Below are 22,154 nucleotides of genomic sequence, written 5' to 3' on the forward strand. Positions count from 1 at the left end.
CTCTATATATAATAATTATATGTAAAAAATATGATTACTAATCATACTATTAATTATTATTAAAAAGTATAAACCATACCAAAGGCAAAAATATTATCCGTAGATATCTGTGCAGCATTAGTAAAATCATTCTTTTTAAGCAAATTAATACGATAATCCATAGTAGTAGAAATATTTTTATGTACATTATAAATACTACCAACTTCGATATATTTCTTTAAATAACAATCATAACCATTAATCATATCACTAGCTTTAGAATGCAAATAACCAATAGAAGGACGTAAACCAAAATCAAAACAATATTGCGCAACTAATTCAACATTTTTTGCTTTATCAACAAAACCATACACACGATCAGTATTAAAAGAATCCTCAAAAACACCAAACGGTATCATATTTTTCACTTCACCATATAATGCTGCTAAATAAATATTGTTATTATCGTATTTCAAACCTATAGAATAAGCTTCAACTTTATCATTTCCAGAATAATTATCCGCAGCATTCACTAAAGTTTTTTGCCCAACCGTACGATTATTATTGGTATAAGCAGCAGCTGTAGATACTCCATTATCAAAAGAATAAGAAGCAGAAACACCATAACCAATACCATTAGCTTCCTTTACAGTACGACCACTAGTTTGAGATTCATCATTTTTACCTTGATATTGCACCGCAAAATCTAAACCATTCACTAAGCCAAAAAAATTGGCATTACGATAAGTGACAACATTAGATGCACGACTAGAAAGAAAATTGTCAACTAAAGAAGTATCACCACCAAATTCAGGCATTACATCCGTCCAAGCACCCACATCATACAACAAACCATAATTTCTACCGTAATCAATAGTACCAAAAATACCATATTGCACACCAGCATATCCAAGACGAACAAAATTATCTTTAATATTGTTATTACCTTCAATATATTGAAAATTTACTTCGTCTTCCCACATACCAAAACCAACAACCGTATCACTAAGACATGTTTTTCCAATTAAACCATACCTTAGAAAAGAACGATCACCCTTCTTATTTTCATCAGGTGATAAATAATGCCCCCCATTAAAACTTCCAAATAATTCTAACGTACTCCCATTTTTATTATAAACTTCAACAGCACTTGCAATATGAAGCATGGATATAGTTAAAATCAGAGTACAAAAACACCGTAATTTCATATTGACACCCCTTTAATCAATAACAATTAAGTCACTAACATAAAAAAACTAAAGAAAACTAAATAATAACAAATTTACCACTCTACTTTTAGTGCAATCATCCAAAAAAAACAACATAAATAGACACAAAATCAGGTAATAGCACAACCTGTATTCTACTATAATAAAAAAAATCTTTCTACTAATTTTAAGTATATTCTAAAACAAAACACTGAAAATAATTTAAAAAACTGCAATATACATAACTTAAATCTATTTTAACCTGAAACAATAAATACAAAATTTACAAAAAAATTCAATATACATAATTTAAAATACAAAAATCAAACCCAATCTAAACGCGTAAAACGCTTGAAATTATTAACAAATATCAAATTTATTAACATGTGATACAATACTATTGTTGTCTTTTCATTAAAATGTCTTTTCATTAAAAATACCCTACCATACACATATCATACACATAAACCATTTTTAACATCACCATAAACAACTCAATTTTAAACTCTAACAAAATGTCACTAAACAAATTATAACAACCTTATCTTATTTCTTATTCTTATTTATGTATGAATAATACAAATACTTAAAAAAATTAACGCAATACATCCATGATAATAACATACTTAACTTAATATACTCTTTAATTCTTCTCCACAGATTCAACAACACGTTGTAAACTGACTAATCGCTCATTATTAGCAGTACGAATTAATAATACACCCTGAGTATTTCTACTAAAAATATTAATTTCTGATGCACGAATTCGTACCAATCTACCACAATCAGTAATCATCATAATTTCATCATCATCATCAACTTGTATTGAACCAACAACATTACCATTCCGATTATTAACTTTTATAGCAATTACACCTAAAATACCACGAGACCTAACTGGATATTCAATTTTATTGGTACGCTTACCATAACCATGTCTAGTTACCGTCAAAATAGAACTATCACCCCGAGGTATAATTAAAGAAACTACATGATCACCATTCAATAAATTCATACCTCGCACACCAATTGCTGTACGTCCCACACTACGAACCTGATTTTCCTGAAAACGTACTACTTTCCCATATTTAGAAAATAACATAACTTCATTATCACCATAAGTAATATCAGCACCAATTAACTCATCACCTTTATTTAAATTCAATGCAATAATACCCATATTTCGAGGACGACAAAACTCAGTTAAAGAAGTTTTCTTCACTAATCCACTACTAGTAGCCATAAATACCTGACATCCTATTTCATATTTACGAATAGGTAAAATAGCTGTAATACGTTCACGGGACTCCAAAGGTAATAAATTAACAATAGGCCGACCACGAGAAATATGTTTCGCTGCTGGCAACCGATATACCTTCATCCAATATATACGACCATAATTAGAAAATAACAAAATAGTATCATGAGTATTTGTCACTAATAACCTAGTAATAAAATCTTCTTCTTTAACTCGTGTTATCAATCTACCCTTACCTCCTCGCCGCTGTGCTTCGTAATCCGCTAATGGTTGATATTTGACATATCCTTGATAAGATAATGTTACTACCACATCCTCTCGATCAATTAAATCTTCAACATTAATTTTAGAAAAATCTCGTATAATTTCAGTACGACGTGCATCTGAATATCGTGCTTTAATACTTGTTAACTCTTCACAAATAACACTCGTTAAACGTTTCGAATGTTTTAAAACATCAATCAAATTTTCAATTTTTAACAATAATTCTTTATATTCATTCAATAACTTATCATATTCTAAACTAGTTAATTTATATAAACGTAAATCTAAAATGGCCTGCACTTGCTCTTTACTAAAATAATACAAATTATCACGAATACCAACATGCATACTTTCCAACCATGAAGATTCAAATATATTACTAGAAACCATTCCTCGCATCATCACAACAGAACCTAATTCCCAAGAAGTAGACATTAAAGAACTCGTAACACCTACTGAAGTAGACGAATCACGAATTAATGAAATAATCTCATCAATATTAAATAAAGCAACTACTAGAGCTTCCAAAACAATCATCCTATTTTTAGCTTTTTTAAGCTCAAAAATAGTACGACGAATAATTATAGAACGACGATGATATATGAAAGCAGATAGAATTTGCTTTAATGAAAGAATTTTAGGTTGACCATGATCCAAAGCAACCATGTTAATTCCAAATGAAATTTGCAACTGAGTTAGTGAATATAAATTATTCAATACTACTTCAGAAACAGCATCACGCTTTACTTCAATTACAATTCTCATACCATCTTTGTCAGATTCATCACATAATCCAGCGATACCTTCTAAACGATTTTCCTTAATTAATTCAGCGATTTTTTCAATTAAACGTCCTTTATTTACCTGATATGGTATTTCATATATAACAATAAATTCTTTATTATTTTTAGAATCTGTTTCAATTTTAACACGGGCACGAATATGAATTTTACCCCTACCGGTACTATATGCTTCTTTAATACCATGAGAATCATCAATAATAATAGCTGCAGTTGGAAAATCTGGCCCAGGAATATAATTCATCAATTCATCCACACTAATATCTTCATTTTCTATAAAAGCCAAACAAGCATTAACAACCTCACAAAGATTATGAGGGGGGATATTTGTCGCCATACCAACAGCAATTCCAGTGGAACCATTAATTAATAAATTTGGAATTCGAGTAGGCAATACAACCGGAATTTGCTCAGTCCCATCGTAATTAGATTCATAATCAACAGTCTCTTTATCTAAATCAAACAGTAATTCATGAGCTACTTTAGACATACGTATTTCGGTATAACGCATTGCTGCAGCCGGATCACCATCAACAGAACCAAAATTTCCTTGTCCATCCACTAAAAGATATCGCATAGAAAAAGATTGCGCCATACGTACAATTGCATCATATACAGCAGTATCTCCATGAGGATGATATTTACCAATCACATCACCGACCACACGAGCAGATTTTTTATAAACTTTATCCCAATTGTTATTAAGAATATACATTGCATACAATATTCGACGATGCACAGGTTTTAGTCCATCTCGTATATCAGGCAATGCTCGACCAATAATCACCGACATTGCATAATCTAAATATGAACGCTTTAACTCTTCTTCAATGTTAATCTCTATAATCTCTTTTGCCATAATAATTCATCAAATTTCAAGTTGCTTAGCAGTAAATAATTAACAACAATCAAATAACTAAATATAAACACGTTAAAACACAAACTAAATTCACACAACAAATTTAAAATTAAAAAATTTTACAAAAATAATTCATTTTCACATATATTATAAAATATAATAACTTTACGATAAAAAATAGCATATAATGAAAAAATTATTATTTGTATTAAAAAATATTTAAAAACCTTAAATTAGCCGATTTAAAATCCATGACATCCAATCCAACCAACATAGTTAGTGTAAAAAATTATAATGTATTAAAAATATAATATATGTAAATATATACTGCTACAATAACTCATATACTATAACAACTCCATGAACGATAATAATAATATTGATTATAACGAAAAAATAAAATTTGACACACTTTTTAACCACTGGTGGGACAAAAATGGAACATTTAAAATACTACATCAAATTAATCCTATTAGATTAAAATACATTACAAACTGTAGTAATGGAATATTTAAAAAAAAAATATTAGATGTTGGCTGTGGTGGAGGGATCCTCTCTGAGAGTATGGCCGAAAAAGGAGCACATGTTACTGGTCTAGACATAGGAGAAAATACAATTCAAGCTGCACAAAAACACGCTAACCAACAAAAAATACAGATTAATTATATTAATGAAACAATAGAACAACACGCACGTAAAAACAAACATAAATATGATATAATCACTTGCATGGAAGTCTTAGAGCACGTACCAAACCCTATATCAATTATACAATCATGCGCTTATGCATTAAAAATTAATGGCAACATTTTTTTTTCTACACTAAATCGTACTATTATTTCATGGCTAATTATTATTGGGGGAGCTGAATATATATTTAACATTCTCCCGTACGGAACACATCAATTTAAAAAATTCATTAAACCATCCGAACTATTAGCATGGACGGACACAGCACACTTACAAGCAAAAAAAATAATCGGACTATCCTTTAACATAATATCTAAAAAATATAAATTATCCAATAATCTCAATACAAACTACATACTACATGCTAAACATATTACACAATAAACTAATAATTAAACATCTTGAATCATTAAAATGTATATAATTTAATTTGAATCATTACAATGTATATAATTTAATATAAACATATTCAATATAAACATAAACATATAAACATATTTAATATATTTAATATAAACATCCCGTTTTACTTTTTTAATTTAATAATTCACAACACTTAACTTACATATAAATTTAAATTTAAAATAATTTTGTTATTCCAAATTAAAATTATCATACAATGTCACAAAAAAATATAACAATTAACCACCACCCAAAATGCACACTTTAAAATAATTTCTACTAACAAAAAAGAAAAATAATTAAATAAAAAAATCATCAGGCAAAAATATGAATCATAATCTAGTAGTTACAAAACGTAACGGATCCCAAGAACTTATTAACCTTGATAAAATTCACAAAGTCATAAATTGGGCAGCTAAAAACCTAAAAAACGTTTCAGTTTCACAAGTCGAATTACGCGCACATATACAATTCTATAATGGAATTAAAACATCAGATATTCAAGAAACTATTATCAAATCAGCAGCAGACTTAATTTCTCAAAAAACACCCGACTATCAATATCTAGCAGCACGTTTATCAATATTTCATCTACGTAAAAAAGCATATGGTAAATTTGAACCACCCAAACTATACCAACATGTTTTGCGACTAGTTGAAATAGGAAAATATGACAAACATTTATTACAAAATTATAGTCCAGAAGATTTTGAAAAAATGAACAACTTCATTGATCATCACCGTGATATGAATTTTTCTTACGCCGCAGTTAAACAGTTGGAAGGCAAATATTTAATACAAAATCGAGTTAGTGGAGAAATTTATGAAAGTCCACAATTCATGTATATATTAATTTCCGCCTGTTTATTTTCTAAATATTCTGACACACATCGCATGTATTATATAAAAGAATTTTACAATGCAGTATCCACATTTAAAATTTCACTAGCCACCCCAATTATGGCAGGAGTACGAACTCCAACAAGACAATTCAGTTCTTGTGTTCTTATTGAATGTGCTGATAATCTAGATTCAATTAACGCTACTAGCAGTGCTATTGTAAAATATGTTTCACAACGAGCAGGAATTGGAATTAATGCAGGACGAATCCGAGCCATTGGAAGCCCTATACGAAATGGAGAAGCATTTCATACTGGTTGTATTCCGTTTTACAAACATTTTCAAACAGCAGTTAAATCTTGTTCACAAGGGGGAGTGCGAGGTGGAGCAGCAACACTATTTTATCCTATTTGGCATTTAGAAATAGAAAATTTATTAGTTTTAAAAAATAATCGGGGTATAGATAGTAATAGAATTAGACATTTAGATTACGGGGTGCAAATTAATAAATTAATGTACCAGCGATTACTAGAAAGAAAAGAAATTACATTATTTAGCCCTTCCGATGTACCAGATTTATACAACTCATTTTTTGAAAATCAAATAAACTTCGAAAATTTATATGTAATGTATGAAAAAAATTCGAAAATACGTCAAAAAAAAATTAAAGCAGTAGACCTATTTTCACTCATGATGCAAGAACGTGCTTCCACTGGACGCATTTATATTCAACACGTAGATCATTGTAATACTCACAGCCCATTTGACAGTAAAATAGCACCAATTCGCCAATCTAATCTATGTATGGAAGTTCTATTACCAACTAAACCTTTACAAAACATTAATGATGATTCAGGTGAAATCGCTTTATGCACATTATCTGCGTTTAATCTTGGAGCTATCGATGATCTTAAAGATTTATCTAAATTATCTATATTACTAATTCGTGCCTTAGATGAATTACTAGATTATCAAAATTATCCAATACGTTCTGCCAAATATAGCGCAATCAAACGGCGATCATTAGGTATCGGGGTTATAAACTATGCCTATTATTTAGCTAAAAATAAAGTTCGTTATTCAGATGGAAGTGCGAATAACTTAACACACAGAACATTTGAAGCACTTCAATATTATCTTTTAAGCGCCTCAAATACCCTTGCTAAAGAACGAGGAACTTGCTCATTATTTCATGAAACTACATATTCGAAAGGTATATTACCTATAGATACTTACAAAAAAGATGTAGATACTTTAACAAATGAGAAGTTATATTATAACTGGACAAAATTACGAATGAACATTCAAAAATATGGTCTTAGACATTCTACACTATCAGCATTAATGCCATCAGAAACTTCATCACAAATTTCTAACGCCACAAACGGCATTGAACCACCACGAGGTTTTGTTAGTATTAAAACATCTAAAGATGGGATTTTGCGACAAACAGTACCTGAATCTATAAATTTAAAAAATGAATATGAACTATTATGGGATATTCCAAACAACAATGGTTACTTACAACTAGTAAGTATTATGCAAAAATTTATCGACCAATCTATTTCTGCCAACACAAACTATGACCCATCCCGATTTTCAAATTCAAAAATTCCAATGAAACAACTATTATCAGATTTACTACTAGCATATAAATACGGGATAAAAACATTGTACTACCATAACACAAGAGATAACGCTAATGATACACAACAAACAACAACACAACATGATAATCCACAAAATATGTGCACAGGAAATGCCTGCATAATTTAATATTTTTATATAATATGTAATTATTGAATAATTAACTATCTAAAATTAAATTTACTAAATATTTTTAAAAAAAACAAACTTTATGGAATATAATATGTCATATACAACTTTTTCAAAAAACAACAACAATCAACTTCTTGAACCAATGTTTTTCGGTCAATCAGTAAATATTGCACGATTTGATCAACAAAAACACAATATCTTTGAAAAACTCATTGAAAAACAATTATCTTTCTTTTGGAGACCAGAAGAAGTTGATATTTCAAAAGATCGAATCGACTATCAATCACTTGCAGAACATGAAAAACATATTTTTATTAGCAATTTACAATACCAAACTTTATTAGACTCTATTCAAGGAAGAAGTCCAAATATTGCTCTTCTACCATTAATATCTATCCCAGAGCTAGAAACATGGGTAGAAACATGGGCCTTTTTTGAAACTATTCATTCGCGATCATATACTCATATAATTCGAAATATCGTTAACATGCCATCGATTATTTTTGATAACATTATTAATAATAACAATATACTAAACAGAGCCAAAGATATTTCCAGCTATTATGACAAATTAATCGAATTAACAAATTATTACCATTTATTAGGTAATGGAATTCATATAATTAATAATAAAAAAATCTCAATTAATTTACATGAACTAAAAAAAAGATTATACCTATGCTTAATCAATGTTAATGTATTAGAAGCTATTCGATTTTATGTAAGCTTTGCCTGTTCATTCGCATTTGCTGAAAGAAAATTAATGGAAGGAAATGCTAAAATAATACGACTTATTGCACGAGATGAAGCATTACACTTAACTGGCACACAACATATATTAAATCTCATGAAATCAGGAAAAGACGATCCAGAAATGGCTGAAATAGCTTTAGAATGCGAACAAGAAACTTATAAAATATTTTTATCAGCAGCAGAACAAGAAAAAACATGGGCACAGTATTTATTTGAAAACGGATCAATGCTAGGATTGAATAAAGAAATTCTCTGCCAATATATTGAATATATTACAAATATTCGAATGCAATCTCTGGGTTTAAATCCACAATTTAATACGATTTCCAATACAATACCATGGATTAACGCATGGTTAACATCAGATAATGTGCAAGTTGCACCACAAGAATCAGAAACAACTTCATATCTAATAGGCCAAATAGACTCTACTATTAATTATTCAGATTTTGATGATTTCACGTTGTAACAAACACTACATATCACATAATAGCAATAATATTACTATAATATTTAATTAAATAATACAGACTAATTAAAACAACCAAATAATAACAAATTCAATGTCAAAGATAATAAATATTCAACAACTATACATTTGTATACACAATCAAACAACTAGAGTGTTATATCATAAAAAATATTGCTCAATTTTAGAAACACTAGAAGCAAACAACATTACAACCAATTCTCAATGCCGTGCAGGATATTGCGGAGTATGTCGTGCATCATTAATATATGGTACAATTACATACCTCAAACAACCATTAGCATATGTTCAAAAACATGAAATTCTTATTTGTTGCACACTACCAAAAACTAACATTCAAATAAAATTATAATCAATAATAAATTCCAATTTTATTGTTTTTATAACACGATAATAATCAAAATTTAACAAACTACAACCACTGAACATACTATATCAAAGATAATAAATATAATAAACACTGAGGAAAAATACCAAAAAATGCTAGTAATACAGAAAATACTAAAACAATACAAAGCGCACATAGCACCATAACTAATTGCTTATTATTATAATAGGAATTTAAAAAAGCAAAAGAACCATTACTACACCGTACATAAAAATCCCTAGAAGGCAACGGACTTAAATATAAAATAATTATCGCACGTGAATAATATAATACGCTCACTCCAGAACAAAAAACCATAAAAGCCACACACCACCACAATTCTCGTTCTACACCAAATATAATCAAATAAAATTTACAAATAAATCCTAATGTTGCAGGAACACCAGCTAACGCTAGTATTATAATGGTAAATGCTATTGATAATATTGGATCCTTCCAAAATAAACCCCGATATAAATTTAATATACCTGGATCTTCATTTTTATCGTAATAATATATACAAAATACTAAACTAAATACAATAAATGCCCCTAATGTAGCAAAACAATAATTCACTAAACAAATACTGATAGTTTCTATACCATCTGTAAATGTATTCAATACATTAAAATTACGAACAGGAAATGATTGTTTCATACTACCTATCACACCTACTAATAGATAACCAGTGTGTGTAACAGAAGAATATGCTAAAATCCTTTTTATATTGTCTTGTTTAATAGCCATTAAAGTACCAAATAACATTGAAACACAAGAAATTATAACCAAAATGTAAATTATCTTATTATAAGATGCTGGAAATAAAAGAAAAAAACGAACTAATATAGAAAACACAGAAATTTTATTAATCGTAGCTAAACACATTCCTGCTATTTCTGAAGCACCTTGATAAACATCAGCTGTCCATAAATGAAACGGTACTAACGATAATTTAAAACCAAATCCCACCAACATCATCGATATACCAAGCATCAATATCATTGACTGACTAAACACATTTGCCCTCATAACTAATTCAGCAAAAAGATCAATAAATGATAAACAAGCTGTTTCAGCATATACCAAAGCTATACCAAATAATAAAAATGCAGTAGATATAGCAGATAATACAACATATTTAATAGTAGCTTCTAAAACATATTGCCGTGCAGTAACATAACCTATGATACCAAACAAAGGCAAAGAAACCAACTCAATTCCAAAAAATAACATTACTAAATGACTAGTATTAACTACTATCACGGCACCAATAGTAAGAATTAACAATAACAAATAAAACTCATCAGAATAAACACAACGATTATAAGCCAACCACATATAAGATACGATGCTAGTCACAAAACTAGCAAGCAAAACCAACACCATACATAAAATTGAAAACTTATCTATATAAAATAAATTTGCAATTTCATGTACCTCATATTTCCATACTATATATAACGAAACAAAAGATGTAGTAACTCCAAATATCGTTATAAAAAAAGTTACACAATGACAACGGTAAAACAAAACAAACAATAATACACATAATGTCGTTACACATAATATTAATAATGGTAACAATCCTATCATGTCTTGAAAAGTCATTATCATAATAAATTATAATCCCCGTTATATATATTATTTATGGAACAGGAAAACGAACAACATTCTTAAAACATTTATAAATATTGTTCATCGAAATGAATGATATATCTATAACAGGCTGTGGGAAAAATCCCAAACAAATCACAAAAAATAACAACGGGAAAATAATTACTTGTTCACGAAATGATAATAGAGAAAATGATAAAGAAGAATAATTATTGTTAATCTTCGATATACCGTAATAAATACGATGTATAAAAATCAATGAATAAACTGATGCAAAGATGCTTCCAAAAGCAGAAATTGATGCAATAACAGGATAAGTATGAAACAGCCCAAATAAAATCATCACTTCACCAATAAAATTTCCAGTACCAGGCAAACCTAACATACATATCGAAAATAACAAAGACAAACCAGGAATTAAATGTAATTTATCCCATAATCCACCCATTATTCTCATATCTCGTATATGTATCCGCTCAAACAACTGTCCACAAAGAATAAACATACCTGCCGTAGACAAACTATGAGCTACTATATGTATAACTGCACCTTGATAAGCCAACAGATCACCGCTATATACTGCTAATAATATAAATCCCATATGAGACATGCTACTATAAGCTATTAATCGCTTAATATCAGTTTGAGAAAAAGATATCCAAGCAAAATAAAAAATACTGATCACTCCTAAAAAAATTCCAATAAAAGAAAATCCTCTGGAAGCATTAGGAAATAATGGTAAATTAAATCGAAACAAACCATATGCCGCTATCTTTAATAAGATACCAGATAAATCTACAGAACCAGCAGTTGGTGACTCACTATGAGCATCAGATAACCAACCATGAAATGGAATAATCGGCAATTTAACAGCAAAAGCAACAAAAAAGCCCAACATTAATAAATATTCTATATGAATCGGCATAGACACAAATAATAAATTATCGTAATTAAATGTCCACACACCATTAACATTATAATTTACAAATACTAACCCCAAAATAGCCACCAACATAACTAACCCACTAATTTGAGAATAAATAAAAAATTTTACAGCAGCTTGAATTCTAATTTCAACATTTGAAAATTTATGCCCCCATAAAGAAATTAATAAATACATTGGAAAAATCATCATTTCCCAAAACAAAAAGAAACAAAACATATCGATTGATAAAAATACAGCAATAACACATGAAATAAGCCAAAGTAAATTAAAATAAAAAAAACCCACCTGACGTCTAACTTCTTTCCATGAACAAAGAACAGATAAAACCCCCAAAAAACCAGACAACATCACCATCAACAATGACAATCCATCTAACGCTAAACGAAAATTAATATCAAACCGAGAAACCCAAGACCAAACATATTCCTTCTGCCAATGGGATGAAACAGAACATTGAACAACATCCAACATATATTTTCCACTCTGTACACATAGAGCTAATGTTATTATAAATGTTACTCCTATACCAATTAAAGCAAACCAACGAGGTAACACCTTATTAATACATTCAGAACACCAGCATATAATACCAGTTAAAAACGGAATAAATACAAGATAAAATAACAACATAATATATCCTAATTAATAATTACTAACTATACGCCAACAATAACTAAAAAACTCACTTATATAAACAAACATATAAAAACATTACGTAACACACACCGCTACAAATGTTTTCTTTCATAAAAACATCAATATCAACAAAAGAACTGTTATACCAAATATAACGGACATAATATAATGACGAATCTGACCATTTTCACTCAATACCAATCTGTCAGAAAAAAAATTAACTATATTACGTACACTGAAATATAATACATAATGCACTGGATCAAAAGAAAACACACGAGCAATCAACAAATAAGGCTTAATAACAATGTGTTTATATATCCAATCACATCCCCAACCAACAAAAACAAACTCTACAAACACTCTCCCTAATAAACAATTCAACAACTTATCTAATAGCATAAAACGATATGAACATAAATAATATAAACCAGATAAAAAACACCCAGAAATAACTATAACACCTAAACAAATCTCAAAAACAAACTTATTATAAACACAAACACCATTGTTTAAAATTTGCATAGATGAAGGCAATGCACCAAACATAGGAAGCCTTAATAAGGCCCCGAAACAAGTAGATAACACCAATAATATTAATAACGATAAACCCTGGAAAATATCATAACATGATTTAGACTTAACTACATTGGAGCCGCTATAAAAAATAATAAAAATCATACGGAAAGTATACAAAGATGTCAAAAATGATCCAATTAATCCCGCAATAATAAATAAAGAATTATTACTAAGAAACACATTCCAAAGCACTTCACCTTTGGAATAAAACCCAGAAGTTACTATAGGAATCGCAGATAATGAAGCTCCTCCTACCAAAAAAGAAAAATAAATTAACGGTGTAGATGTATATAATTTACCTATTTTAAAAATATTCTGCTCACCATGACAAATCATAATAAGAGATCCAGATGCAAGAAACAATAATGCTTTAAAAAAGGCATGAACCATTAAATGAAAAATCGATGATTCCCATGCTTGCACAGAAAGAGCTATAAACATATAGCTGATTTGACCAACAGTAGAATATGCTAAAATTTTCTTAATATCAGTTTGTACTAATGCCGAACAACTTGATATAATTAAAGTTATTGATCCAATAACACCAATTACGTATAATATATTTGGAGCTATTACAAACACATTGTGTGTCCGAGCAATTAAATAAACTCCAGCAGTCACCATGGTCGCAGCATGAATTAATGCTGATACCGGAGCAGGAGCTACCATAGCATCTGACAACCATATTTGAAAAGGAAATTGTGCTGATTTTGCTACAGCAGCAATAACTAGAAACAAAGCAATCAAATTTGGAGAAATACTAAAAAATTCTGTAGAAACACATGACATTAATTTATATACATCTAATGTATGGAAGCATGCATAAAACATAAATATTGCACATAACAAAAAAATATCTCCAATACGAGTTACAAGAAATGATTTTAATGCTGATTCTCCATGCTTTTTATCAACATAATAAAAACCAATAAGCAAATAACTACACAAACCTACACCTTCCCATCCAAAATACATTAACAATAAATTATCCGCCAATATTAAAATAATCATATTTGCAACAAACAAATTCATGTAAGCCAAAAAACGAAAATACGACGGATGATCAGACATATACGATAAAGAATATATATGAATCAAAAAACTAACCCAAGTAACTAACAATAACATACTCAAAGATAACCCATCTAACCTAAAAACTACAGGAATACAAAAATCAATTAAAGAAATCCATGTATAAACTGATTGAACAAAAAAAAATGAACTTTCACTCTCATTAGCACTAACATGATTTAAAAAATCAAACGATACCCATGTAGCACATAACACCGATAAACATATACTTCCAACACCAATAGTAGAAATCATATACTTAGAAAATAATTTTTGAAAAGATATTAGTAAAACAAATCCTAATAATGGAAACAACATTACCAAAAATAAAAAATTCATCTACGCATCTCACTAATTTTATCAATATCTAAAGTATGATAATACCTATACATCTTTAACAATAACGCTAAACATACACTAGCCTCAGAAACAGCAATAGTAATAATAAAAATATAAATCACCTGACCATCCTCATGACCTAAATAATTACCAACTAAAACAAACATTAAAGCTGAAGCATTAATCATAATTTCTAACCCTAATAAAACAAACAAAAAATTACGCCGTACAATACTTCCAAACAATCCTACAATAAATAAAACAACTGATAAACTAATACCATGCGATAATGGAATCATATATATTATTCCTAACTGAGACTTTACTGTATTGTTGTATTATCCTTAGTGACTCCCTCACCAACAAGCTCACTAAAACCACCCCCAATTCGAAGAGATATTATTAATGCTGCTAACAATAGCATTGACGCCATTTCTACCACTAACAAATAATATCCAAATAAACTAATTCCAACACTTTTTAATGTAATAATTTCTCTACTTATATTGTCAATATAAAAATCACCCTTGCCACTCCAAATAATATACAAAGAAATTACTGAAAAAATAAAAATCAAAAATAATCTGCTCATACTACGCTCAATCATTAAACTATTACTTTTCAACTCAGAATCATCAACATTTAACATCATAACCACAAAAATAAAAAGTACCATAATAGCCCCAGCATAAATTATAACTTCTAATGCACCGGCTAAATACGCACCTAAAAGAAAAAAAACACAAGAAATCGACAAACAAGAAACCACTAAACATAATAAAGCATATACAGGATAAGTATTTAAAACCACACCAATCGCTGATATAATGGAAATTATGTTAAACAAATAAAATAATATCTCCATTGTCCAATATACCCTCAAAATATATCAACTAAAATGCAAAATATGTTACATCATCCATACAACAACACAAACACACCATTCTATTATGGCATAATAGTCTTAACATCAATGGGATCTGTAGATGCTCTTTTAGAAAAAGAGTTATTCTTACCTTCTAAAGAAACTCCAGATACCTGATAAAAATCATACTCCGGATATTTCCCTGCTTCATTAATTAATAAATCTACCTTTTCATATATCAAATCAGATCTATTACACTCATTCATGTTAAAATCTTGAGTAAGCTGAATAGCACCAGTGGGACATGATTCTTCACACATACCACAAAAAATACAACGAGAAAAATTAATACGAAAAAACTCTGGATACCAACGACCATTTTCACGTTCACCTTTTTTTAAAGCAATACAATCAACAGGACATGCTACAGCACACAAACCACAAGCTACACAACGTTCATTACCATCAAGATCAGATGTTAATACAATACGACCACGATACCTAGAAGCCGGTATACAAGGAACATCAGGATACATCTGAGTCTCTCTTTTACTAAACGCCTGCAAAGCAACTATAAATATACTGCGAATAATAGAAAAACAATCTTTAAAAAAAATTTTCCAATAAATAAACAATGAATCTAACCTCATAATTTTAATTATTTAATAAAATAAATATTGCAGTAACCAATAAGTTTATAATAGTACACGGCAAACACACTTTCCAAGCTATTAGCATCACCTGATCATATCTTGGTCGAGGTAATGCAGCACGAATCAATATAAAAAATACAATAAATAAGAAAATTTTACCTATAAACCACACAAAACCAGGCAACAAAGGCCCATGCCACCCACCTACAAACAAAACAGTTATCAACGCCGAAATAACAATTATGCCAATATATTCACTAATAAAAAATAAACTAAACTTTATACCAGAATATTCAATATGATAACCATCTGCTAATTCTTGCTCAGATTCAGGCTGATCAAACGGATGTCTATGACATACAGCTAACCCAGATAAAAAAAAAGTAATAAATCCAAAAAATTGCGGCACTATATTCCATAAATACCTTTGCGACTCTACAATAATGCTTAAACAAAACGAACCCGATTGTGCTACTACACCCATTATTGACAAACCTAAAAAGACCTCATAGCTCAATGTCTGAGCTACAGCACGAATAGAACCAATCAAAGAATATTTATTATTACTTGACCAACCACTAAGTAAAATAGAATATATTGTTAAACTAACCATCATCAAAAAAAACAATATACCAATATCAAAATCTGATATCATCCAATTTGGAATGATTGGAATAATAATTACACTAAGTAATAATACCAAAAAAGAAATCACCGGAGATATAATAAAAACAATTTTATTAGAAAATGGAGGAACCCAATCTTCTTTAAACATTATCTTAATGAAATCAGCAACTAATTGTAAAGAACCACCCCAACCTACCCGATTAGGGCCATAACGATTCTGAAACAAAGCTAATATACGACGCTCAAAAAAACTCATATAACTGCCACAAATCACCATAACACACAACACAACCAAGGATTTTATAACAGCAACTATATAAAACATAAACGATTCATCAAATAAAAGAGCTAACATTAAAACTTTCCTTCTATATTCGTTATATACATGCCCAAATAAAAATGCGATATTCCAGGCAATCCTATAGGTAAACCAATATAACCAGAAGTTAATTTATTACTAAATACTAACGGTAATGATAATTTATGATCACCACATGTAATCACTAAAATATTTTTATCATACAAACCAAATTGAATCCCATCTGATTGGCTAAGTACTACATATGGATTCGTTATACATTTCTGAATAGATAAAGAACGCTGAGACAATTCTTCACTGCCAAAAATATGCCAATATGGAACAACATACCACATGTTATTACTAATATTTATTGAATTAGATGATAAAGAGGAAGATACAATAGGAACATTAACAAACCAATCTATTCCTCTTCTTTCATTCTTGACACTATGATCAAAAATGCGAACTCCAGAATCCATAAAATTTCCCACTCCGCTATGAAATTTATTCCACGCTTGAGGGGAATTCCAACCAGGTGACCACACAAAAGCGATATGCTGACGACCAAAATTTGGAATATTATTACCTTCCATAGAAAAAGAAAACATACTATCCTCATCCTGGCATACACGAGGCTCATGTACGTTAATATCTGTTCCATAAGACGTACGACCACTATAACGACTTGGAGCTCGAGATAATTTTTGACCAAAAATTCGAAATGATGCATGAGGTGCTGCTAAACGAATTTTAGACAATTCCGGCAAATTCAAAACAACACGATCAACCACATCATCAAAATTTAAATACCTCATCTGATTCTGTGAACAAAAAACAGCCCGTAATTTATATAACCACCGCCAACTTTCAAAAATCAACAAAGAAGAATCATAATAATTTGGATTATATACCCGAAAAAAGCGTTGAGCTCGACCCTCCTGATTAATTAGTGTACCATCACTTTCAGGTACACTGGTTACTGAAAAAACTAAATTCGCATGTTTATGAAACGATAATCTCTGATGATCTAACACTATTAAATGATTGATCCGTCTTAAAAAAGATTCAACACGCTTAAATGACAAATGACGACAAAGATCACTTTCTAATACAATTACAGAATCAATCTTATTATCTTTACTAACATCCAATGCATCATCTAAACTACCTCCTCCATTCATCATAGCCAATCCTATACTGTTAACTTCAGATACAACTAAATTAATACTGACATGTTTACCACAATTCTTCAATGATTTAGCAATATTAGCAGCAGCTGAAATAATTGATTCATTTCCAACATTACTACCAGAAATAATTACTGGCCGCTTTGCCTTTAATAAGGCTTGCGCAACCATATGAACTTTATTAATCAAATTATTATCAAAATCATTAACAGTAGGAGCTGTATTATCCAACACACTCGCAACAGCAAACCCAAAGCGCGCTTGATCATTTAAAGATGCATAATATGTCCAAAACGCAACATCATCCAATTTCGTTTTATCAACATTAGTAATAAACAAAAAATTCGTATTACTTGCCAAAGAACGTACAGCATTCATATGCCAAATAGGAATATTTTTATCCTTAGCCACATTTAACATCCCACCCTTCACAGATTGACGTATTGCTAAAGCAATTCGAGCACTTGTCTGAGTTACATCCTCCCCTAACAAAAATATCGCATCAGCAGCCTCTATATCCTTAATAGAAGCAATATATATACCACTATTTTGTAAAATATTAAATATAAGTAATAACACACGATGCTCGAATCTATTTATTCCAAAATAAAAATTATCAGCACCCACCAAATCCATTAAAGCAAAATTACTTTCAACACTAGCTCTAGGAGAGCCAATGCCAATAACTTTATTGGAGATACGTAATATCTTTACCCCCGCTGCTATAGCCTGTTCTTCATTTAATTCTATCCAATTTTTTTTATCTTTCCTGTGTAGGGGTTTTTTGAACCGAGATTCCATATTATTAACATAATCATAACCAAACCTACCACGATCACATAAAAAATAACCATTTATACTACCATTATAACGATTATCAACACGACATATTTTCCCATAACGTTCACCTAAAATAATATTACAACCTACACTACAATGTACACAAATACTAGGAGAAAATTGCATGTCCCATTTTCTGGAATAATATTGAGAAGATGTTTTATCAGTAAAAACACCAGTTGGACAAATTTCTACCAAATTACCAGAAAATTCACTTTCTAATTTTCCTTCCTGAAATCGACCAAAATAAAGATTATCGTGCACCCCATACACATCAAAATCAAATCCATCAGCATAATCTTTATAATAACGTACGCAACGATAACAACTAATACATCGATTCATTTCATGTGCAATAAACGGTCCCAAATATTGATTAACATGTGTACGTTTCATAAAACGATAACGACGGACATAATGTCCTACCATAACTGTCATGTCTTGTAAATGACAATGCCCACCTTCCGAACATACCGGACAATCATGAGGATGATTAATCATTAATAATTCCAAAATTGTTTCACGAAACTCTTTAACTTCAATATCATTGATAGATATCACAAGACCATCAACAACCGGCGTCATACAAGCCATAACAATACGACCAGATTTTGAATCACTCGAATATTGCTTTACAGCACACTGACGACAAGAACCCACACTACCTAATGCTGGATGCCAACAAAAATAAGGAATATTCAAACCAAGTGATAAACACACTTCTAATAAATTGTAGGACTCACCGACACAATACTTCTTGTTATCTATATAAATACTGACCATAACAAACATCCCAAAACATCTACAATTATGAAATAAGTAAATAATTACTAACTATTAAACAAGCACTCTAGCCCCATAAAATATAAAAAACAACTACAATACATAAGACATAAAAATGATAATAATAAACTGCTTGACTTTTATATAAACAATATCCGAAATATTTATCAAATAAACTATAATAACTATAATAACAACACACCTGCCATAAACTCATCTTCAAAATATCTTAAAGCGCTTTTTAATGGCTCTACAGCACCTGGCGCATGTGCACAAAAAGTATTACCTGGACCAAGTATACGACACATTTTTTTTAAAACCGCAATATCTGATACATGCCCATTATTATTTTCTAATCCAACTAATATTTTAAGAATCCACGGAAGACCATCACGACACGGAGTACACCATCCACAAGATTCACGAGAAAAAAACTCTTCTAAATTACGCACTAAAGATACCATACTAATATTATTGCTTACCGCAATTGACATTGCAGTACCTAACCGACTCCCAAAATTAGCAATACTGTCAAAGTCCATTGGAACATCGATATGCTTTATAGTTAAAAAAGCAGTACTAGCACCACCAGGTTGCCATGCTTTTAATGTTGCACGATCTATCATTCCACCAGCATAATCTTCTAAAATTTCACGTGCAGTAATTCCAAAAGGAAATTCCCAAATTCCAGGATTATTCACATGTCCAGAAAATCCCATTAATTTAGTACCGGTATCATTGCTTTTTCCCAAAGAAATCCCTTTATACCAATCTACACCATAATCTAAAATAGCAGGAAGATTACATAAAGTTTCAACATTATTTACACAAGTTGGCTTACCCCATATTCCCACATGGCTAGGAAAAGGAGGTTTAGCACGAGGAATAGGCCTTCGACCTTCTAAAGAATTAATTAAAGCAGTCTCCTCTCCACAAATATAACGACCGGCTCCAGTATGTATAAATAACTCAAAATTAAAACCAGTACTAAGAATATTATCACCAATTAAACCAACATGGGTTGCTTCATTAATAGCACGTTGTAAATATTTAGCTGATTCAATATATTCATAACGTAAAAAAATATAACCACGATGAGCTTGTATAGCATATGCCGCAATTAATATTCCTTCTATTAATAAATGAGGCATCCTTTCCATTAAAAAACGATCTTTATAAGTTCCAGGCTCCATCTCATCTGCATTACAAATTAAATAAGATACATGACGTGAAGAGACAGACTCTGGCATCATCATACTCCATTTTAATCCAGTCAAAAACCCTCCACCACCACGTCCCCGTAAACCTGAATTTTTTATTAAAGTAATCACTTCACGAGAAGCAATAGAAAAAGCTTTTCGCATACCTCTATAACCATTTCTACCTTCATATTCAGCTAACCATACAGGCTGATGATCGTCTCGAATCCTCCAAGTAAGCGGATGATATTCTGGAGTCCGAATAACATTTTTATTCTTCATAAATACTTCTCTAACATTTCTGTAATATCCATAGATAACACATGAGTATAAATATCATCATCTATCATAATCACTGGTGCACAATCACACTTCCCCAAACAAGAAACAGGAATCATAGTAAATCGATTATCTAATGTTGTTTCACCCGTTTTAATACATAAAAATTGTTCAAGCTTTATTTGAAAACTTTGACATCCAGAAATATAGCACACCACGCTATCACAAAATCGGATAATATGTCTACCAACAGGTTGACGAAAAATCTGATTATAAAATGTAGCTACACTTTCCACATCACTAACAGAAATTCTCAACATCTCAGCAATAGAAATAATTGCACAATCCATAACCCAACCACAACGTTTTTGAACAATCTTTAATGAGGTAATCACAGCTGCTTGCAAATTTTCATAATGAGTAATTTCAGTTTGAATTTCTTGACATTCTTCTTTTGTAAAAGAAAAATCATTATCCAAACAACCAGACACCACCGAAACTGGCAATGTAATACAACCATTTAATTTATCATTCTTTTCATTCATA

The 22,154-nt window shown here is 30.2% G+C and carries 16 protein-coding genes; 4 read left to right on the forward strand and 12 right to left on the reverse strand.

The genetic code is table 11. From position 1 onward, the window contains the following. Positions 1–59 precede the first annotated feature (59 nt). Both BTURN675_RS02325 and gyrA read right to left on the reverse strand, forming a co-directional pair. Positions 60–1,187, reverse strand: coding sequence for a porin (locus BTURN675_RS02325; protein ID WP_046288934.1), 1,128 nt, complete (start codon positions 1,185–1,187; stop codon positions 60–62). Positions 1,188–1,830: 643 nt separating this feature from the next. Beyond that, positions 1,831–4,368 (reverse strand): DNA gyrase subunit A, encoded by a 2,538-nt coding sequence (gene gyrA / locus BTURN675_RS02330; protein WP_046288935.1) that lies wholly within the window; start codon positions 4,366–4,368, stop codon positions 1,831–1,833. 360 nt (positions 4,369–4,728) lie between these two features. Between gyrA and ubiG the strand changes: the two genes are divergently transcribed. The 4 genes from ubiG (at position 4,729) to yfaE (ending at position 9,674) form a co-directional block, all read left to right on the forward strand. Beyond that, positions 4,729–5,442: a bifunctional 2-polyprenyl-6-hydroxyphenol methylase/3-demethylubiquinol 3-O-methyltransferase UbiG gene (ubiG, locus tag BTURN675_RS02335; RefSeq protein ID WP_046288936.1), complete on the forward strand. Its 714-nt coding sequence runs from the start codon at positions 4,729–4,731 to the stop codon at positions 5,440–5,442. A gap of 345 nt (positions 5,443–5,787) precedes the next feature. After that, complete coding sequence (gene nrdA, locus BTURN675_RS02340) at positions 5,788–8,076, forward strand: class 1a ribonucleoside-diphosphate reductase subunit alpha (protein WP_046288937.1); 2,289 nt, start codon at positions 5,788–5,790, stop codon at positions 8,074–8,076. A 94-nt stretch (positions 8,077–8,170) separates the two neighbouring features. After that, on the forward strand, positions 8,171–9,301 hold the full coding sequence (gene nrdB, locus BTURN675_RS02345) for a class Ia ribonucleoside-diphosphate reductase subunit beta (protein WP_046288938.1): 1,131 nt from the start codon (positions 8,171–8,173) through the stop codon (positions 9,299–9,301). A 94-nt stretch (positions 9,302–9,395) separates the two neighbouring features. Next, positions 9,396–9,674: a class I ribonucleotide reductase maintenance protein YfaE gene (gene yfaE / locus BTURN675_RS02350; RefSeq protein WP_082086685.1), complete on the forward strand. Its 279-nt coding sequence runs from the start codon at positions 9,396–9,398 to the stop codon at positions 9,672–9,674. Between the two features lie 78 nt (positions 9,675–9,752). Here the strand turns inward: yfaE and BTURN675_RS02355 are convergent, their stop codons facing one another. The 10 genes from BTURN675_RS02355 to nuoE form a co-directional block, all read right to left on the reverse strand. Further along, entirely contained in the window at positions 9,753–11,303 is a 1,551-nt protein-coding gene (locus BTURN675_RS02355) for an NADH-quinone oxidoreductase subunit N (protein ID WP_046288939.1), read from the reverse strand. 31 nt (positions 11,304–11,334) lie between these two features. Next, on the reverse strand, positions 11,335–12,879 hold the full coding sequence (nuoM, locus tag BTURN675_RS02360; protein ID WP_046288940.1) for an NADH-quinone oxidoreductase subunit M: 1,545 nt from the start codon (positions 12,877–12,879) through the stop codon (positions 11,335–11,337). Between the two features lie 114 nt (positions 12,880–12,993). After that, positions 12,994–14,874, reverse strand: a complete 1,881-nt coding sequence (gene nuoL, locus BTURN675_RS02365; protein WP_046288941.1) for an NADH-quinone oxidoreductase subunit L — start codon at positions 14,872–14,874, stop codon at positions 12,994–12,996. Then, a complete protein-coding gene (nuoK, locus tag BTURN675_RS02370; RefSeq protein WP_046288942.1) occupies positions 14,871–15,173 on the reverse strand; it encodes an NADH-quinone oxidoreductase subunit NuoK in 303 nt (100 codons plus the stop codon). Before nuoK ends, nuoL begins: the two co-directional genes overlap by 4 nt. A 23-nt stretch (positions 15,174–15,196) precedes the next feature. Continuing rightward, on the reverse strand, positions 15,197–15,739 hold the full coding sequence (locus tag BTURN675_RS02375) for an NADH-quinone oxidoreductase subunit J (RefSeq protein ID WP_046288943.1): 543 nt from the start codon (positions 15,737–15,739) through the stop codon (positions 15,197–15,199). Positions 15,740–15,822: 83 nt separating this feature from the next. Next, the gene (nuoI, locus tag BTURN675_RS02380; protein WP_046288944.1) at positions 15,823–16,389 is read right to left on the reverse strand and encodes an NADH-quinone oxidoreductase subunit NuoI; all 567 of its coding nucleotides are present in this window, start codon (positions 16,387–16,389) and stop codon (positions 15,823–15,825) included. Positions 16,390–16,393: 4 nt separating this feature from the next. After that, positions 16,394–17,344, reverse strand: a complete 951-nt coding sequence (gene nuoH / locus BTURN675_RS02385; RefSeq protein ID WP_046289128.1) for an NADH-quinone oxidoreductase subunit NuoH — start codon at positions 17,342–17,344, stop codon at positions 16,394–16,396. A gap of 29 nt (positions 17,345–17,373) precedes the next feature. Then, complete coding sequence (gene nuoG, locus BTURN675_RS02390; protein WP_046288945.1) at positions 17,374–20,130, reverse strand: NADH-quinone oxidoreductase subunit NuoG; 2,757 nt, start codon at positions 20,128–20,130, stop codon at positions 17,374–17,376. A 185-nt stretch (positions 20,131–20,315) separates the two neighbouring features. Beyond that, on the reverse strand, positions 20,316–21,611 hold the full coding sequence (gene nuoF, locus BTURN675_RS02395) for an NADH-quinone oxidoreductase subunit NuoF (protein ID WP_046288946.1): 1,296 nt from the start codon (positions 21,609–21,611) through the stop codon (positions 20,316–20,318). Continuing rightward, positions 21,608–22,153 carry an NADH-quinone oxidoreductase subunit NuoE gene (gene nuoE, locus BTURN675_RS02400; protein WP_046289129.1) on the reverse strand — a complete coding sequence of 182 codons (546 nt, stop codon included), beginning with the start codon at positions 22,151–22,153 and terminating at the stop codon, positions 21,608–21,610. The genes nuoF and nuoE overlap by 4 nt, the downstream gene beginning before the upstream one ends. Position 22,154 lies beyond the last annotated feature (1 nt).

The organism is Blochmannia endosymbiont of Polyrhachis (Hedomyrma) turneri (genome assembly GCF_000973505.1).
In the GTDB taxonomy this organism is placed as follows: domain Bacteria; phylum Pseudomonadota; class Gammaproteobacteria; order Enterobacterales; family Enterobacteriaceae; genus Blochmanniella.

Bases quoted from the DNA above. Each gene is read 5' to 3' on its own strand.
- BTURN675_RS02355 (WP_046288939.1), bottom strand. From the start codon at position 11,303: ATGATAATGACTTTTCAAGACATGATAGGATTGTTACCATTATTAATA.
- nrdB (WP_046288938.1), top strand. From the start codon at position 8,171: ATGTCATATACAACTTTTTCAAAAAACAACAACAATCAACTTCTTGAA.
- BTURN675_RS02375 (WP_046288943.1), bottom strand. From the start codon at position 15,739: ATGGAGATATTATTTTATTTGTTTAACATAATTTCCATTATATCAGCG.
- nuoK (WP_046288942.1), bottom strand. From the start codon at position 15,173: ATGATTCCATTATCGCATGGTATTAGTTTATCAGTTGTTTTATTTATT.
- yfaE (WP_082086685.1), top strand. From the start codon at position 9,396: ATGTCAAAGATAATAAATATTCAACAACTATACATTTGTATACACAAT.
- nuoF (WP_046288946.1), bottom strand. From the start codon at position 21,611: ATGAAGAATAAAAATGTTATTCGGACTCCAGAATATCATCCGCTTACT.
- nuoG (WP_046288945.1), bottom strand. From the start codon at position 20,130: ATGGTCAGTATTTATATAGATAACAAGAAGTATTGTGTCGGTGAGTCC.
- ubiG (WP_046288936.1), top strand. From the start codon at position 4,729: ATGAACGATAATAATAATATTGATTATAACGAAAAAATAAAATTTGAC.
- nuoH (WP_046289128.1), bottom strand. From the start codon at position 17,344: ATGTTTTATATAGTTGCTGTTATAAAATCCTTGGTTGTGTTGTGTGTT.
- nuoM (WP_046288940.1), bottom strand. From the start codon at position 12,879: ATGTTGTTATTTTATCTTGTATTTATTCCGTTTTTAACTGGTATTATA.
- nuoI (WP_046288944.1), bottom strand. From the start codon at position 16,389: ATGAGGTTAGATTCATTGTTTATTTATTGGAAAATTTTTTTTAAAGAT.
- BTURN675_RS02325 (WP_046288934.1), bottom strand. From the start codon at position 1,187: ATGAAATTACGGTGTTTTTGTACTCTGATTTTAACTATATCCATGCTT.
- gyrA (WP_046288935.1), bottom strand. From the start codon at position 4,368: ATGGCAAAAGAGATTATAGAGATTAACATTGAAGAAGAGTTAAAGCGT.
- nuoL (WP_046288941.1), bottom strand. From the start codon at position 14,874: ATGAATTTTTTATTTTTGGTAATGTTGTTTCCATTATTAGGATTTGTT.
- nuoE (WP_046289129.1), bottom strand. From the start codon at position 22,153: ATGAATGAAAAGAATGATAAATTAAATGGTTGTATTACATTGCCAGTT.
- nrdA (WP_046288937.1), top strand. From the start codon at position 5,788: ATGAATCATAATCTAGTAGTTACAAAACGTAACGGATCCCAAGAACTT.